General features: G+C 67.6%; 16 protein-coding genes and 1 pseudogene. All 17 read left to right on the forward strand.

Annotated elements, in window-relative coordinates; genetic code table 11:
- The first annotated feature begins 242 nt into the window (after positions 1-242).
- The 17 genes and pseudogenes from flgB (at position 243) to A3862_RS22910 (ending at position 14,899) form a co-directional block, all read left to right on the forward strand.
- The gene (flgB, locus tag A3862_RS22830) at positions 243-629 is read left to right on the forward strand and encodes a flagellar basal body rod protein FlgB (protein WP_043357248.1); all 387 of its coding nucleotides are present in this window, start codon (positions 243-245) and stop codon (positions 627-629) included.
- Positions 626-1,042 (forward strand): flagellar basal body rod protein FlgC, encoded by a 417-nt coding sequence (gene flgC, locus A3862_RS22835; protein ID WP_043357249.1) that lies wholly within the window; start codon positions 626-628, stop codon positions 1,040-1,042. Before flgB ends, flgC begins: the two co-directional genes overlap by 4 nt.
- Positions 1,042-1,374, forward strand: a complete 333-nt coding sequence (locus A3862_RS22840) for a flagellar hook-basal body complex protein FliE (RefSeq protein WP_043357251.1) — start codon at positions 1,042-1,044, stop codon at positions 1,372-1,374. The genes flgC and A3862_RS22840 overlap by 1 nt, the downstream gene beginning before the upstream one ends.
- Before the next feature lie 92 nt (positions 1,375-1,466).
- Positions 1,467-2,255: a flagellar basal-body rod protein FlgG gene (gene flgG, locus A3862_RS22845; protein ID WP_043357253.1), complete on the forward strand. Its 789-nt coding sequence runs from the start codon at positions 1,467-1,469 to the stop codon at positions 2,253-2,255.
- Between the two features lie 4 nt (positions 2,256-2,259).
- A complete protein-coding gene (flgA, locus tag A3862_RS22850; RefSeq protein ID WP_043756843.1) occupies positions 2,260-2,745 on the forward strand; it encodes a flagellar basal body P-ring formation chaperone FlgA in 486 nt (161 codons plus the stop codon).
- A pseudogene (gene flgI, locus A3862_RS22855) lies at positions 2,745-3,845 on the forward strand (flagellar basal body P-ring protein FlgI). The gene flgA and the pseudogene flgI overlap by 1 nt, the downstream one beginning before the upstream one ends.
- The gene (locus A3862_RS22860; protein ID WP_043756838.1) at positions 3,842-4,465 is read left to right on the forward strand and encodes a MotE family protein; all 624 of its coding nucleotides are present in this window, start codon (positions 3,842-3,844) and stop codon (positions 4,463-4,465) included. The pseudogene flgI and the gene A3862_RS22860 overlap by 4 nt, the downstream one beginning before the upstream one ends.
- Positions 4,462-5,160, forward strand: coding sequence for a flagellar basal body L-ring protein FlgH (gene flgH / locus A3862_RS22865; RefSeq protein WP_043357258.1), 699 nt, complete (start codon positions 4,462-4,464; stop codon positions 5,158-5,160). Before A3862_RS22860 ends, flgH begins: the two co-directional genes overlap by 4 nt.
- Positions 5,161-5,180: 20 nt before the next feature.
- Positions 5,181-5,663 (forward strand): flagellar basal body-associated FliL family protein, encoded by a 483-nt coding sequence (locus tag A3862_RS22870; protein ID WP_043756834.1) that lies wholly within the window; start codon positions 5,181-5,183, stop codon positions 5,661-5,663.
- 58 nt (positions 5,664-5,721) lie between these two features.
- Positions 5,722-6,459, forward strand: coding sequence for a flagellar type III secretion system pore protein FliP (gene fliP / locus A3862_RS22875; RefSeq protein ID WP_043357262.1), 738 nt, complete (start codon positions 5,722-5,724; stop codon positions 6,457-6,459).
- Between the two features lie 267 nt (positions 6,460-6,726).
- On the forward strand, positions 6,727-7,893 hold the full coding sequence (locus A3862_RS22880) for a flagellin N-terminal helical domain-containing protein (protein ID WP_043756832.1): 1,167 nt from the start codon (positions 6,727-6,729) through the stop codon (positions 7,891-7,893).
- 169 nt (positions 7,894-8,062) lie between these two features.
- Positions 8,063-9,700, forward strand: coding sequence for a flagellar basal-body MS-ring/collar protein FliF (gene fliF / locus A3862_RS22885; RefSeq protein WP_043357265.1), 1,638 nt, complete (start codon positions 8,063-8,065; stop codon positions 9,698-9,700).
- Entirely contained in the window at positions 9,673-10,329 is a 657-nt protein-coding gene (locus A3862_RS22890; RefSeq protein WP_124263010.1) for a hypothetical protein, read from the forward strand. The genes fliF and A3862_RS22890 overlap by 28 nt, the downstream gene beginning before the upstream one ends.
- Before the next feature lie 2 nt (positions 10,330-10,331).
- Positions 10,332-11,600 carry a MotB family protein gene (locus A3862_RS22895; protein ID WP_043756827.1) on the forward strand — a complete coding sequence of 423 codons (1,269 nt, stop codon included), beginning with the start codon at positions 10,332-10,334 and terminating at the stop codon, positions 11,598-11,600.
- Positions 11,597-12,871 carry a chemotaxis protein gene (locus A3862_RS22900; RefSeq protein ID WP_052083594.1) on the forward strand — a complete coding sequence of 425 codons (1,275 nt, stop codon included), beginning with the start codon at positions 11,597-11,599 and terminating at the stop codon, positions 12,869-12,871. Before A3862_RS22895 ends, A3862_RS22900 begins: the two co-directional genes overlap by 4 nt.
- Positions 12,868-14,394: a flagellar hook-length control protein FliK gene (locus A3862_RS22905; RefSeq protein ID WP_043756825.1), complete on the forward strand. Its 1,527-nt coding sequence runs from the start codon at positions 12,868-12,870 to the stop codon at positions 14,392-14,394. Before A3862_RS22900 ends, A3862_RS22905 begins: the two co-directional genes overlap by 4 nt.
- Positions 14,354-14,899 (forward strand): transglycosylase SLT domain-containing protein, encoded by a 546-nt coding sequence (locus A3862_RS22910; protein ID WP_075380073.1) that lies wholly within the window; start codon positions 14,354-14,356, stop codon positions 14,897-14,899. Before A3862_RS22905 ends, A3862_RS22910 begins: the two co-directional genes overlap by 41 nt.
- The last annotated feature ends 203 nt before the right edge of the window (positions 14,900-15,102 follow it).

Consider the following 15,102-nt stretch of genomic DNA (forward strand, 5'->3'; position numbering starts at 1 on the left):
GGACGCCGGCTCCGCGCCTCCCAGACCGCACGGGGATCAACCCGCGGAACGGCCAGACCGGACACGCGCCCCCCCGAGAGCGCGGCGGGAGGCCGCCACAAGCTTCGGACAAGACAGATCGAGGAAAGATCCGCCTGCAGAACAATGTTTCGCCGTACAACGAACGTTGCGGCCCAGGATACGCCCCTCGCCAGCGGGATTTTCCCGCCTCCTGACTTATCCCGTCAGAAAGCCGACAGGTCATGAACCCGATCTTTCTGTTCAACATCGCATCCCGTCAGCTGCAACATCTTGCGGCACGCCAAGCCGTGATCGCTGGCAATATCGCGAATGCCAACACGCCTGGCTATCGCGCCCGGGACCTGACCCCGTTCCGGGACCTGATGGACAAGACGGCTCTGACGATGGCGGCGACCCATACGGGCCACCTTGAGGCCAACGGTGCCGGCACGCGACCGGCGCGCGCGACGTCATCGGCCGGCTGGGACGTCGTCCATTCCGGCAACTCGGTCAGCATCGAGGAACAGATGATGAAGTCCGGCGAAGTCAGCCGCGACCAAGCCCTCAACAGCGGCGTGGTGAAGGCGTTCAACCGGATGCTGGCCCTGAGCGTGAAGGCCGGCCAATGATCGATCCGCTCGCCGCCTCATCGCGGATCGCCGGCTCCGGCATGGAGGCGCAGTCCGAGCGCATGCGCGTCATCTCGGAGAACATCGCGAACGCGCAATCCACGGGCCTCACCGCGGGAGCCGATCCCTATACGCGCAAGACGATCACGTTCCGGACGGCCCTCGACCGGGCCTCCGGGACGGCGGCCGTCGCGGTCCGCCAGGTCGGGCAGGACACGGCGCCGTTCCGGGTCGAGTACGATCCCGGGAACCCGGCGGCGGACGCGAACGGGAACGTCAAGCTGCCGAACGTGAACATGCTGATTGAGATGGCCGACATGCGGGAGGCCAACCGCTCCTACGAGGCCAACCTTCAGATGATCAAGCAGACCCGCTCGATGATCGCCAGCATCATCGAACTCCTGAGGCCGTGATGATCCAGTCCCTCGCCGCCCTCACAAGCGTCACCGACACGAACGCCGTCTTCGGCGCGGCCGACCTCGGCCTCACGACGCCCGGGATCCGGCAGGCGGCCCCTGCGGGACCCGCATCGAATTTCGGCGACCTCCTGACCCAGATCGCGGGTCAGATGCGCGACACGGTGAAGACCGGCGAGGCGGCCGCCATCTCCGGGATTCAGGGCAAGACATCCACCCAGGCCGTGGTGGAGGCGGTGATGTCCGCCGAGCAGACCCTCCAGACGGCGGTCGCCATCCGGGACAAGGTCGTCGCCGCCTACCTGGAAATCGTCCGCATGGCGATCTGACGCGTCCGCCCGCCACGACGGCGCCGCCCCGGGGCGGCGCTCGGCCCCTACCCGAACACCGTCACCCATTCCTCCCGCGCAAGGATCCGGTCATGAGAGCGCTCGCCATCGCGGCCACGGGCATGAATGCCCAGCAATTGAACGTGGAAGTCATCGCCAACAACATCGCGAACCTGAACACGACAGCGTTCAAGGCGGCCCGCGCGGAATTCAAGGACCTCATCTATCAGGCCGAACGGCCGGCGGGCGTCCCGATCCAGGCCGGCGAGTCGGCGATCCCCGAAGGCGCCATGCTCGGCCTCGGCGTGCGCAACACCGCGATCCGGAACCTGCACCGGCAGGGCCCGCTCAACAACACGACCAATCCCCTCGATCTCGCGCTCAACGGCCGGGGCTGGTTCCAGGTGACGATGCCCAACGGCGAGATCAACTACACCCGCGCCGGCTCCTTCAACAAGAACGCCGACGGGCGCCTGGTCACCGCGGAGGGCTACAGCGTCGATCCGGCGATCATCATCCCGCAGAACGCCGTCGACGTGGTGATCAACGAGACCGGCCAAGTGATGGTCAAGGTCGACGGACAGCAATTGCCGCAGACGATCGGCCAGCTCCAGATCGCCAACTTCACCAACGATGCCGGGCTCGAGCCCCTGGGCAACGGCCTGTACCGCGAGACCGCTGCCTCGGGACTTCCGGTCACCGGATTCGCCGGCGATCCCGGCTTCGGCAAGATCCACCAGGGCTATCTGGAGACCTCCAACGTCGACCCGGTCCGGGAGATCACCAGTCTGATCTCGGCGCAGCGGGCCTTCGAGATGAACTCGAAGGTGATCCAGGCCGCGGACGAGATGGCCGGCACGATCTCGAAGGGCATCCGCTAAAACCATGGCCCATGCAGCTCGCCCCGTCGGGATCGTGGCACGGATGGCGCTGGGCGCGGCCTGCACGCTCGGCCTCGCGTCCGTGCCGGCCGTCGCCGCGGAACAGGTCCTGCCGGTGCCGGTCGCCACGATCTACGCGGGCGACATGATCAAGCCGACGATGCTGCGCGAGCAGGCCTATCCGGAAAGCTACCGGCCGCGTCTGCCGGTCGTCGACTCGGTGGCGCATGCGGTCGGACGGATCGCCCGGCGGACCCTCCTGCCCGGCGAGACGATCCCGTCGACCGCCCTCGAAGAGGCAAAGCTCGTGACCCGGGGCACCCCGACCGTGATCGTCTTCGAGGAGCACGGGGTGGTGATCACCACCGTCGGCCAGGCCCTGGCGAACGCCGCCGTGAACGAGGCGGTCAGCGTGCGGAACTTGGCGACGGGACGGGTCGTCCAGGGCATCGTCCAGCCCGATGGCCACGTCCGGACGGGGCAGCCGTGATGCGCCGGCTGCTGCCCCTTCTCCTGACCGCCCTCGCTCTCTGGCCGGCGTCTGCCGCGGCGACGCGGATCAAGGACATCGCGTCGCTCCAGGGCGTGCGCGACAATCAGATCGTCGGCTAGGGGCTCGTCACCGGCTTGCAGAGCACCGGCGATACCCTGCGCAACGCGCAGTTCACGGAACAATCCCTGCAATCGATGCTCGATCGCCTGGGCATCAACGTGCGCGACCAGCGGCTGCGAACCCGCAACGTCGCGGCGGTCATGGTCACCGCCAACCTTCCGGCCTACGTGGAGCCGGGCTCGCGCGTCGACGTCTCCGTGAACTCCATGGGCGACGCCACCTCCCTGCGCGGCGGCACCCTGCTGATGACACCGCTCTCGGGCGGAGACGGGCAAGTCTATGCGGTCGCCCAGGGCGCCCTCGTCGTCTCCGGGTTCAGCGCCACCGGGCAGGCGGAGTCCCTGGTCTCCGGGGTGGCGACGGCCGCCCGGATCCCCAACGGCGCGCTGGTGGAGCGCGCCGTCGCCGGCACGTTCAACGAGTTGCCGGGCATGGCGCTCGAACTGAAGAACCCGGATTTCCGCACGGCCGTCCTGATCTCCGACGCCATCAACGCCTACACGCTCCAGAAGTACGGGAAGCGTGCTGCGAGCCCGCGCGACTACCGAACCGTCGTCCTGTCCCGGCCCGGCCATGTGGGTCGGACCCGATTCATGGCCGAGATCGGCGAATTGCAGGTCCAGCCGGATATTCCCGCGAAGGTGGTGATCGACCAGCGGACCGGCACCGTCGTGATCGGCCGGAACGTCCAGGTCTCCACCGTGGCGGTGACGCACGGCGACCTCACCGTGCGCATCACCGAGACCCCGCAGGTGTCCCAGCCCGCTCCGTTCTCCGACGGGCAGACGACCGTCGTGCCGCGGACCGACATCGAGGCGGGCGAGCGGATGGCACGCCTCGCGATCGTCTCGGGGCCCGACCTGCAGACCCTGATCCGGGGCCTGAACAATGTCGGGATGAAGCCGACGGACGTGATCGCCATCCTCCAGGCCGTGAAGACGGCGGGGGCCCTGCAGGCGGAGCTGGTGATCCAATGACCGGTCCAATCCGCATGCGCCGCATTGGCCAGGCCTCCGTACGGAGCTGGCGCGGCCTTTTCCTGACCTCAGCCGTCGCGCTGTCGGCAACGCAGGCGGCCGCCCAGCAGAAGCCGGGCGAGCCGGGCAAGACTGAGGAGTCCCGTCCCGCGCAGTACTGCGCCGGCATCGCGAACGCCGCCGCCGATGCCCGCTTCGCTTGGCAGAAGGAGGCGCTCACCGCGCTGTCCAAGGATATCGAGAACCGGATCAGCCAGCTCGAGGCCAAGCGTGCCGAGTACGAGGAATGGCTGAAGCGCCGGCAAGCCTTCCTCGCTAAGGCGGACGAGAGCGTCACGGCGATCTACGCCCGGATGCGGCCCGAGGCAGCGGCGCAGCAGCTGACCGCCATGGACAGCGAGGCGGCAGCCGCGATCCTGACACGGCTCGACGCGCGCATCGCCAGCGCGATCCTGAACGAGATGGAACCGGGTCGGGCCGCGCGCCTGGCCAACGTCATCACGAACACCCCGCCGAAGAAGCCGACGCCCCAGAGGCCCGGCGAGGCCGTCAAGGCGCAGCCCCAGCCGCGTATGGACGAGGGGGACCGCCATCCGCAGGACAGCGAGACATCAGGATGAAGCGCTTGGCCGCCATCGCGGCGCTCACGGCCCTCGGGGCTTGCGCGACGCCCATCCAAGAGATCGGCCGCGCGCCGGCCTTGAGCCCCGTGGGCCTCGGCATCGATCCGAACCACGACAGCGTGCCGCCGCTCTACGTGGCGACGCAGGGTCAGGGGTACCACTCGACCTGGGCCCAGCAGAGCGCGGACCTGTTTCAGGATCCGCGCGCCAAGAATGTCGGCGACGTGCTGACCGTTCTCATCGCGATGAACGACAAGGCCCAGTTCGACAATGCCACCGACCGGTCGCGCGATTCGCGCGCCAAATCGAGCCTGGATCTCCAGTTCGACCTGTTCGGTCTCACGCCGGAGTCGAAGAACCATTACGAGGTCAATGGCAATTCCTCGACGAAGGGGCAGGGCACCATCGACCGCAAAGAGCAGCTCCGGCTCTCCGTGGCGGCCGTCGTCACGCATCTGTTTCCCAACGGCAACCTGCTGATCAGCGGCTCGCAGGAAGTGCGGGTCAATTACGAGGTCCGTGTCCTGAACATCGCCGGCATCGTCCGTCCGCGCGACATCTCGCGCCGGAACACGATCGACTACGACAAGATCGCGGAGGCGCGCGTTTCCTACGGCGGCCGGGGGCGCCTGATGGAGGTGCAGCAGCCCGCCGTCGTCCAGCAGGTCTACGACCTGGCCACGCCGTTCTGAACCCGAGGCTGGCGAGATCCATGGCTTCCGATTCCGCATCCCGCCGCTCCAAGCTCCGCTGGCTGCTCCTCCTCGCGATGCTCACGGTCCTGGCGGTCGGTGTCGGGGGAGCGAGCGGCCTCTACATGGCCACACGGATCGAGAAGGCCGTCGACGAGCGGAAGAAGGCCGAGGAGGAGCGCGTCCAGCGGGTGGCCCCCTACGATGCGAACGCGACTGTCGCGAGTCTCGGCACCGTGGTGACGAACCTCGCCGGCCCCGGCGATGTCTGGATCCGTCTGGAATCGTCCATCGTCGTCAAGGGTGGGGCCCTCGGCAACCCCAAGGCGATCGCCGCGGAGATCCGCCAGGACATCGTCGGCTACCTGCGCACCCTGACCGTCGCGCAGATCGAGGGACCGAGCGGCCTGAGCCACTTGCGCGAGGATCTGACCGAACGCGTCCAGATCCGAAGCAATGGCCAAGTCCAAGACTTCTTCATCGAAACACTCGTCGTCCAGTAGGGCGCTCCGTCGGCCACCTCTTCGACCCCGGCCGACAATCATCAGGATCAGTCACACCATGCTGCGTCGCGTCTGGATCGCGAGCTCGCTCCTCCTTGTCGCCACGGCGGCGCACGCGCAGAATTTCAGCCTCGACCAGGTTCTGCCCCCAGGAAACGGCTCGATCAGCGGGCGGATGATCCAGCTCATCGCGCTGATGACCGTCCTGTCGATCGCGCCGGGTCTCCTTGTCATGGTGACGAGCTTCACCCGCTTCGTCGTCGCACTCTCGTTCCTCCGCTCGGGGCTGGGCCTCCAGAGCGCCCCGGCGAATCTCGTGCTGATCAGCCTGTCGCTGTTCATGACCTTCTATGTCATGGGGCCGACCTTCGATCGTGCCTGGCAGGACGGCGTCCGCCCGCTCACCGAGAACAGGATCAGCGAGGAGGAAGCCTTCGCCAAGGTGACCGCGCCGTTCCGGGACTTCATGCTGGCCCATGTCCGACCGAAGGATCTCGACACCTTCGCGGAGATGGCCGCGGCCAATGCGTCCAAGGCGCCGGATGGCGGCAGATCCGACCTGAGGATCCTGATCCCGGCCTTCATGATCTCCGAACTGCGGCGCGGTTTCGAGATCGGCTTCCTGATCGCGCTTCCCTTCCTCGTCATCGACATGGTCATCGCGGTGCTGGTCATGTCCATGGGTATGATGATGCTGCCGCCGACGGTGATTTCGCTGCCTTTCAAGATCCTGTTCTTCGTACTGATCGACGGATGGAACATGCTGATCAGCGGTCTTGTGAAATCGTATTTCTAATCAGACCCGAAACAATTCTAAGGTCGAGGCGTCATAAATTTTTCCACGACGGGTCTATTTTGACGTTGACTTGCGAGGATAGCCAGTCCATCACATCAGCGCTGCAAATGGATCGGTCGGCCACAAAGGTTACCTCTCGTTCTGTGCAGCATTGATAGCAGGTTGAGATCCGACCCGGACGGGCGATCTCAAAGGCATGAAGCCGCCCTGCTATGCCGGCGAGAATCCGGCATGTCCCAGAAACAACGTCTTCCAAGGGACATCGTTATGTCGAGCCTGTTTACGAACAACGCCGCGATGACGGCGCAGCTGACGCTGAAGCTCATCGGCCAGAACCTGGACAAGACCAACGACGTCATCACGACGGGCCTGAAGATCGCGGGCGCTTCGGACAACGCCGCCTACTGGGCGATCGCCACCCAGATCCGCCAGGACAATTCCGCCCTCGGCGCCGTCAAGGATTCGATCGGCCAGGGCCTGGGCGTCGTCAACATCACGTACCAGGCCCTCAACACGATGGTCGACGAGCTCAAGGAGGTCAAAAGGAAGCTGACCACGGCGTCGGGCGTCGGCGTCGACCGCATGCTGATCCAGGACGATCTCAATGCGACCCTCTCCCGCTTCCGCGCCTATGCTGCGGATGCCTCGCAGGCCGGCGAAGCCTGGCTGTCGGTCGACTCGAACCAGCCCACCTACTCGCCGATCCGGAAGGTCGTCTCGGGCTTCACCCGGGTGCTGGGCCAGCCGATCCTGACGACGACCGACATCGACACGAACAAGCTCAAGCTGTACGATGCGAAGACGGGCAACGGGAGCGCCGGCACGAGTGCCGCGACCACGTCGCTGGCGGCCTGGACGACGGCGCAAGCCACGTACGACGCCGCCTATGCGGCCTACACCAGCAGCGGCAAGACCTCCGCGGACGTGACCGCCTACACGAGCGCGAAGGCCAGTTACGATGCCGCCAAGGCGACTTTCGAGGGCGCGCGGACGTCGGCGAATGCTTCGGCCAAGGTGGGCAAGGATGGCACCGGCGGCATCCTCAACAAGGAATACTCCGTGCTCGGCGCGGACAACAACGGCTTCCTCAAGGCCTACAACCTGAAATTTGACACGATGGACATCTCGACGGTCCTGCCGAACGACCTGTCGAAGATCAACGCCTACATCTCGATGGTCGACCGGATCTCCTCCGCGATGACCGAAGTGGCGGCCAACCTCGGCGCGCTCAAGTCGCAGATGCAGTCGTTCCAGAACTACACCGACGTCCTGTCCAAGGCCAACGACACCTCCATCGGCATCCTGGTGGACGGCAACATGGAAGAAGAGTCGACGAAGCTGAAGGCCCTTCAGGTCCAGCAGCAGCTCGGCATCCAGTCGCTCACGATCGCCAACCAGAACACGCAGCAGATCCTCAGCCTGTTCCGGAACTGATCCGGCTCACCTGAGCAATATAAAGACCATATCGCCGATCTGATTCAGGCCGCGCGTCTTCGGATGCGCGGCTTTTTCCTTTGCCGAAGCCGCGCGTTACGCCACCTTCGCGCAAGGTTGATCCGCCATGCGGAGGCAGAGCCACTGTGGTGGATACCGAGTCCTGCCGATGCCCGGTCGCGAACACATTGAGAAGCTGTGGAACAATATCCTGGAGCTCGGGCCCCGGCGCTTGATCGCCCTCGGGCTGGTGGGACTGACCGTGTTCCTCGCCATAGGCCTAGGGGCCTATTACCTGAGCCGCCCGCTCCGGGAGACCCTCTATTCCGGCTTGAGCCGTGACGACGTGAGTCGCATGGGCGTGGCGCTCAAGGACGCCGGGATTCCCTTCGACGTCAGTGCGGACGGCACATCGGTTCTGGTCAGCTACGGGCAGACCGCGCAGGCCCGCATGCTCCTGGCCGAGAAGGGCCTGCCCCAAAGCGGCAAGGCCGGCTACGAACTGTTCAACGACCTGGGCTCGCTGGGCCTGACCTCGTTCATGCAGGACATCACCCGGGTCCGGGCCCTGGAGGGCGAGATCGCCCGTACCATCCAGACGCTCAAGGGCGTCAAGGCAGCCCGGGTCCATATCGTGATGCCCGATCCCGGCTCGTTCCGCCGCGAGCAGCAGCCCGCCTCGGCCTCAGTGGTCGTGCGCACCGAGCCCGCCAACGATGCCTCGACCGCGCCGGCGATCCGGCAGCTCGTCGCCGCCGCCATTCCCGGCATGAAGCCGGAAAAGGTGACCGTGCTGAATACCGATGGGACGGTCCTGCTCGCCGGCGACGACGCCACCACGGCGCCGGCCGGCCGGCTGACGAGCCTCGAGCAAACCGTCACCCGGGAGATCCAGGACAACGTCCGCCGCACGCTTACCCCTTATCTGGGGCCAAACAATTTCGAAATCAGCGTTGTTGCCCGGCTCAACACGGACAAGACCAAGACGGACGAGACAATCTTCAATCCTGACCAGAAGGTCGAGCGCTCGCTGCGGACAATCAAGGAATCGGAGAGTTCGCAGAACCGCGCCCCCCAGAAGCCGACCACCGCTCAGCAGAACCTGCCCGATCAGCGCGTCCGTTCCGAGGGGACCGATGCGTCGAGTTCAGAAAGCCAGCGCCGCGAGGAATTGTCCAACTTCGAGATCTCCTCGAAGACGGTCCAGACCGTCAGCGACGGCTATTCCGTGAAGAATCTGTCCGTCGCCGTTCTGGTGAACCGGTCCCGCCTCGAGGCGCTCGCGGGCAGCGTCAAAGACGGGGCCAAGGTCGATCTGGAGCCGCAGATTTCAGAGATCGAGCAACTGGTCGCGTCAGCGGCCGGCTTCAACAAGGGCCGGGGCGACCAGATCAAGGTGGCGGCCGTCAGTTTCATCGACGAAGGTCAGCCTCTCGCCCCCACGCCGGCCCTGGGTGTCGGCGACGTCCTGATGCGGCAGTCCGGAACCCTGATCAACGCGGCCACGATCCTGATTGTCGGATGCCTGCTCATCTGGTTCGGCTTGCGTCCAGCGGTCAATGCCATCCTCGCCCGCCCCTCGGAGGTCGGAACCGAACTCGCCGTCGCCCCAATGGACCTCGCGGCGGCGCTCGGCGTGCCGCAAGCGGAGCAGGTCGGGGCATCCTCGGATCCCAGCCTGATCGAGGATTTGAATGAGCACGTCGCGCGCTCGCCGATCCGCAAGCTCGAGCAGCTGGTGGAACTCGACGAGGAGCAGGTCGCCAACATCCTGAAACAATGGCTCACGCGCGACGAGGCCGCGTAATGGTGGATGCACCTCCGATCTGGACCGTATTCTCGGATGCGGGTCAGCGATCGTCCCCCACCCTTGCGGCGCTGATCGCCAAACGGGATCCGGCCGACGCGACCGCCCCCCCGCAGGACGCCGATGCCATCGCGGCTGAGGCGCGCGCGGAAGGCCGCCGAGAGGGCGAGGCGCTGGCCGCTCGGGCGGCTGAGGCCGCCGCGGCGGCGGAACGCGCCGCGGCGGCTACCACCCTGGCGGAGACACGGCAGCGCTGGGTCGAAACGGAAGCCGCTGTCCTGGCGAACGGCTTCGCCGAGCAGGTTCAGATGCTGGAAGCCCGTCTGGCCGGGAGCCTGACGCGGGTCCTCCAGCCCTTCTTGGCGGAAGCCCTGCAGCAGGAGGCGATCCGCGAGTTGCAGGCGACCGTGTCGACTCTAGTGGCAGACAGTCAGACGGGCACGCTCACCCTGAGCGGGCCGCCGGATCTCGTGGAGGCGCTGGCCCGGCGCCTGAATCTGCCGCCTGGCCGACTCGCCTTGTCGCCGGACAGCAGACCTGACCTGCGCATTCAGACGAACTGGACGGTCATTGAGACCCGGCTCCAGGCATGGGGTGACCGTATCGCCGCCCTCATCGAGGACCGCTGAGCATGGCCAACGATCACCCCGAGATCATTATCGTCCGCCGGCCCCCGCAGGACGACAACGAACATCATGGCGGCGTCTGGAAGATCGCATTTGCCGACTTTATGACGACGCTGATGGCGCTGTTCTTGGTCCTGTGGCTGACCAGGGTCACGAGCGATGAGACCAAGACCAGCATAGCGAATTACTTCAATCCGATCAGCCTTTCCCAGCCTCTCCCGCTTCGGAAGGGGCTCAGCGATCCTCAGCCGGGTTCGACGGATTTGAAGGAGGGAAACAAGGCGAGCGACACGGCGGCCGCCGCCGGCACGCGGGACAGATCCGGCACCCTGCCGCCCGGATCGGCGGGGCGGGAGCGGGAACTGTTCCAGGATCCCTATTCCGTCCTGGCGCACCTCGCGACCGAGTCCGATCCGGACAAGCCCCAGAGCACCACGATCGGCGATCTCGGCGAAGCGGGTCGGCGGGGGGGCGACGTGGCCCGGGATCCGTTCGATCCGCTGTACTGGCAGGTGACCACCCTGTCGCCGGCGAAGACCGACCGGCCCGCCCCAACCGGGATCACACCCCCGCCGGCCCAGGCCAGGCCCGATGTGCGCGGAGCCGGAGACGCGGGCAGCACGGACGCTGAACCGCCGGTGTCCGATCGCCCAGATCGCCAAGCGGCGGAGGCGCAGACCCCCGAGGCCAAGGCAGCAGGACACGCGGCCACAGGACACACGGCGACGGCAAACAAGGTGGCGGAGATCAGGGACACCGGCGCCAAGGCGGCGGAGGCTCCCATCGCGGGGTCGGCCCCGATCCCGGCGGCGACCGCTGCGGCCCAGGCTGCGCTGCAAGCGGAGATCGCCAAGATCTTCCCGCCCTCCGCCCCCGGCCCCCGCGTCGAGGTTCAGGGGACGTCGGAGGGGCTCTTGATCAACGTGACGGACGACCTGAATTTCAGCATGTTCGCGGTGGGTTCGGCCGAGCCCCGTCCCGAGATGGTGCGGGCCATGGAGCGCCTCGCGAAGGCGCTGGCCTCGCGCCCGGGCCGGCTCATCATCCGCGGCCATACCGACAGTCGGCCGTTCCGCTCGGACGTCTACGACAATTGGCGGCTCTCGACGGCGCGCGCCCACATGGCGTCCTACATGCTCATCCGAGCGGGCATCGAGGAGGCGCGGATCTGGCGCGTTGAGGGGGCGGCCGACCGGATGCCGCGCAACGCGCCAGATCCCAAGGCGCCGGAGAACCGGCGGATCGAGATCCTTCTCCAAGGAATTCCGGGATGAGGCGGATCCTGCTGGGTGCCCTCGGTGCGCTCGTCACAGGGCTCGTGGATCCAGCCGTCGCGGAACCGGCACCCACAGCGGTTCCGCAGGCGGACCGTCCCGCGCTTCCGGAGTCCGTGCCGGCACCGGCGGCCCTGGACTCCCAGGGCTTGAGGGCCGGTCCCGTTGCCGCGGTGCGGACGCTGCAATTGCTGCAGGACCGGGTCGCGTCCGGCTCGGTCGCCGCCCACGAGGGTCAGCCGCGGTTGATCGCCCGGATCAACGCGGATCTTCTCGCTGCGGCACCGGAAGTCTGGGCCGACGGGCATCATGTCAGAGCCGCCATCGTCTTCTCCCTGAGCGGCGGGGGGCCGGCGATCCTGCGTCGCCTGACTGCGCTGGACGGGCTGGGCGAGCGGGAGGCGACGCTGGCCCGCGGCGCTCTAGCCTTTATCGAGGGGCGGGATGCGGACGCGAACCGCCTCCTCAGGGATTTCGACACGGCGGGTCTGCCGCCGACGCTCGCCGGTGCGGTCGGCCTCGCGCAGGCCTCGCTCATCGTGACCGAGAATCCGGTCCGGGCGATCGCCCTGCTCGATCGCGTGCGGCTGTTGCTGCCGGGGACCCTCAGCGAAGAAGGAGCCCTGCGCCGCGAGGTCTTCGCCCTCGGGCAGATCGGCGATCTGCACAGGTTCGAAGCCCTGGCGATTCAGTATCTGCGCCGCTTTCCGCATTCGGTCTACGCTGGCAATTTCAGGCAGCGCCTCGCCTACCAGTTGACCCAGTTCGATGTCGGCCGGGACGAGGCGCGCTTCGGGGCCCTCAACAGGATCGTCAACGAACTGGCTGCCGGGAGCCGGCGCGATCTGTACCTGCTGATCGCCCGTACGGCGATCCAGGAGGGCAAGACGGCCTCGGCGCGCCTGGCCGCCGACAAGGCCCTGGCGCTCTGCGGGCCCGAGAGTCCGGAGGCGGCCCAGGGACGCCTTTACCGGGCGGCGGCCGAGATCGTGGACCTGGCGACCTTCGAGCCCGGGCTGCGGACCTTGCAGGCCCTCGACCGATCCAAGCTTCCCGCCCGCGACATCCCCCTCCTCAAGACGGCGCTTGCGACGGCCGAGGAGATCGGGCGCGGTCTCGTCGGCACGCGCGTGGGGCCGGTGGCCGACACGGCGCCATCGCGACAGGCGCAGGCCGCGGCGGATTCCACCGATGGCGCGGCCAGACTGATTCCCAAGGCCCAAGCCACGATCGACCAGATCGATCTGCTCCTCCAGAAGGCAACTCCGTGACCCTGATCGCCGCCACGGTTCAGAGACCCGCGCCGAAGTCCGATCGCGAGATGGCGCGGTCCCATCCGGAGACCGACCTCCGGACCCCGCCGGACAGGGGCCGGCCCGGCGCCTTCGGGGATGTCCTGCGCGAGATCGCGGAGCCCCCCTCCACGCCCTCGTCCGACGAGGACCGGGATGATGCCGCGGAGCCGCGGGGACCTGTCGCGAAGGGCCGCCCCGACGAGGCGACCGTGACACCCGCGCTCTCCCCCGCCGATCCGGCAAGCGCCGCCGCGACGGTGCTGGCCAACGTCCTGAACACCGCCCATCCGGCGGCCGCCTCCGACGCCCCCGCGACCGGCGGCTCTCCGGGGCCGCGCATGACAGCCCCCGACGCCGCAGCCCGTTCTGCACCCGCATTGGTGCGCGGAGCAGGATCCGCGCAGGGGCTGCTCGCCGGATCAGGACCCAAGCCGGACGTCACGGTGCTCGACCGCGCGGTCCATTTCAAACCCGTGCTACCCCCGGCAGCGCTACCCGAGTCCGGGGCCGCCGAAGCTGCGCCAGCGGCCTCCGGGGCACCAACCGTGGCCGGACAGAACCTCGCCCGGACGGGACTGAGCGACGTCATCGCCACCGCGGCGCGGACGCTTCAGGCCGCGACCGATCTCGCGTCCCAGGGTCCGGCAGACACGGCGATGCCCGCCGAAGCTGCGCCGGCGGCCTCCGGGGCTACCTTTGTGGCCGGACAGAACCTCGCCCGGCCGGGACTGGGCGACATCATCGCCACCACGGCGCGGACGCTTCGGGCCGCGACCGGTCTCGCGCCCCAGGATCCCGCAGACACGGCAGTGCGCGCGGCCATCACCGCGCCCGGCACGTCCGACCTGAGCGTGCCTGCGGACAGCCATGCGGTCCCCGGAATCGCCCGTACGATCCTCGCGGCCGCAGGCCATCAGAGCCGGGCCGGCAGTTCCGTCCCGACCCCCAGGGACAGCGTCGGGACAGAGACGGGCCTGCCCGCCATCACCCTGCCGATGATCGCCGCTGCCATCGAGGATGAGATCGCGCGTGCGGTGCCGGCCCGTCCGGATGCGGTCGGCAATCACGCCGACCCGGCGACCGGGACCGCGCCCGACGGACCGCTGCGGGTGCTCAGGATCCAGCTGAGGCCGGAAGAGCTGGGAACCGTCACCGTGGAGCTGCGACTGGCGAATGGCCAGCTCGAGACGCACCTGCGCGCCTCGCGGCCGGAAACCGCCGCGCTCCTGCAGCGGGATGCGGCCATCCTCACGGACCTCCTCAAGCAGGCGCACCACCAAGCCGATGTCACCGTCGCTCAAGCGCGACCGGCCGATGCGGGAGGCTCTGCTGAAGGGGCTCCGTCGCAGGGTCAGTCTTCCTTCGCGAACGGGGGAGCTCGACCGGGTCACGGGGAGGATGGGCAACGACAGGCGGCGCATCGTTCGGCCACCGGCCGGCGCGACGGAGAGCGGATCGATGAGACGATACGTCCTCGCGACGGCGGCATTTATCTGTAGCGCGGTTCCGGCCGCCGCAAACGTGTGTGAGGCCGAGATGGGCCGCGCCTCGGCCCGTTACGGCGTGCCTCTCGGCGTCCTCTACGCCGTCGGCCTCACGGAGACGGGCAAACGCGGCTCGCTCCAGCCCTATGCCATGAATATCGAAGGAACGGCCTATTTCGCGACCGGGCCCCAGGACGTGCTCGCCCACTTCACCGAGGCGCGCCGCCGGGGCGCGCGCCTGATCGATCTCGGCTGCATGCAGATCAATCACCATTATCACGGCGGCAAGTTCGGCTCGGTCGAGGCCATGATCGACCCGCACGCGAACGTGGACTACGCGACGCAATTCCTCCGGGACCTGAAGAAGCGGGAAGGCAGCTGGACGATGGCCGTGGCGCGCTATCATGCCGGCCCGCACAACAACGCGGCGCAGAAGATCTATATCTGCCGGGTCGTGGCGAACATGGTGGTGACGGGTTTCGGCCAGTGGACGCCCGCCGCCACGCGCTTCTGCCAGTGAGAGCCGGAAGGCAGTCCGGAAGCGTCCATGGAACCAAGGGAAGAACCGGGGTCTTTCGCCAGAGGCCACCCGACACCTGACGATCACCGGGCAGGACGGCGGTCATCGTCCGTTCACCGGCCTGGAGGAGCCGCATGACCGACGCCCCAGAGCCGCCGGAAGCACCATCCGGGAAGATGGCCCTGCTGGTGGCCCTCACTCTC

Origin of the sequence: Methylobacterium sp. XJLW (assembly GCF_003254375.1) — a bacterium.
GTDB lineage: Bacteria > Pseudomonadota > Alphaproteobacteria > Rhizobiales > Beijerinckiaceae > Methylobacterium > Methylobacterium fujisawaense.

Excerpts from the sequence above, each read along its gene's own strand:
- A3862_RS22860 (WP_043756838.1), top strand. The coding sequence starts at position 3,842 with ATGACCGGTCCAATCCGCATGCGCCGCATTGGCCAGGCCTCCGTACGG.
- A3862_RS22895 (WP_043756827.1), top strand. The coding sequence starts at position 10,332 with ATGGCCAACGATCACCCCGAGATCATTATCGTCCGCCGGCCCCCGCAG.
- fliP (WP_043357262.1), top strand. The coding sequence starts at position 5,722 with ATGCTGCGTCGCGTCTGGATCGCGAGCTCGCTCCTCCTTGTCGCCACG.
- A3862_RS22870 (WP_043756834.1), top strand. The coding sequence starts at position 5,181 with ATGGCTTCCGATTCCGCATCCCGCCGCTCCAAGCTCCGCTGGCTGCTC.
- flgG (WP_043357253.1), top strand. The coding sequence starts at position 1,467 with ATGAGAGCGCTCGCCATCGCGGCCACGGGCATGAATGCCCAGCAATTG.
- flgB (WP_043357248.1), top strand. The coding sequence starts at position 243 with ATGAACCCGATCTTTCTGTTCAACATCGCATCCCGTCAGCTGCAACAT.
- A3862_RS22900 (WP_052083594.1), top strand. The coding sequence starts at position 11,597 with ATGAGGCGGATCCTGCTGGGTGCCCTCGGTGCGCTCGTCACAGGGCTC.
- fliF (WP_043357265.1), top strand. The coding sequence starts at position 8,063 with ATGCCCGGTCGCGAACACATTGAGAAGCTGTGGAACAATATCCTGGAG.
- A3862_RS22880 (WP_043756832.1), top strand. The coding sequence starts at position 6,727 with ATGTCGAGCCTGTTTACGAACAACGCCGCGATGACGGCGCAGCTGACG.
- flgA (WP_043756843.1), top strand. The coding sequence starts at position 2,260 with ATGGCCCATGCAGCTCGCCCCGTCGGGATCGTGGCACGGATGGCGCTG.
- flgC (WP_043357249.1), top strand. The coding sequence starts at position 626 with ATGATCGATCCGCTCGCCGCCTCATCGCGGATCGCCGGCTCCGGCATG.
- A3862_RS22890 (WP_124263010.1), top strand. The coding sequence starts at position 9,673 with ATGGCTCACGCGCGACGAGGCCGCGTAATGGTGGATGCACCTCCGATC.
- A3862_RS22910 (WP_075380073.1), top strand. The coding sequence starts at position 14,354 with ATGAGACGATACGTCCTCGCGACGGCGGCATTTATCTGTAGCGCGGTT.
- flgH (WP_043357258.1), top strand. The coding sequence starts at position 4,462 with ATGAAGCGCTTGGCCGCCATCGCGGCGCTCACGGCCCTCGGGGCTTGC.
- A3862_RS22840 (WP_043357251.1), top strand. The coding sequence starts at position 1,042 with ATGATCCAGTCCCTCGCCGCCCTCACAAGCGTCACCGACACGAACGCC.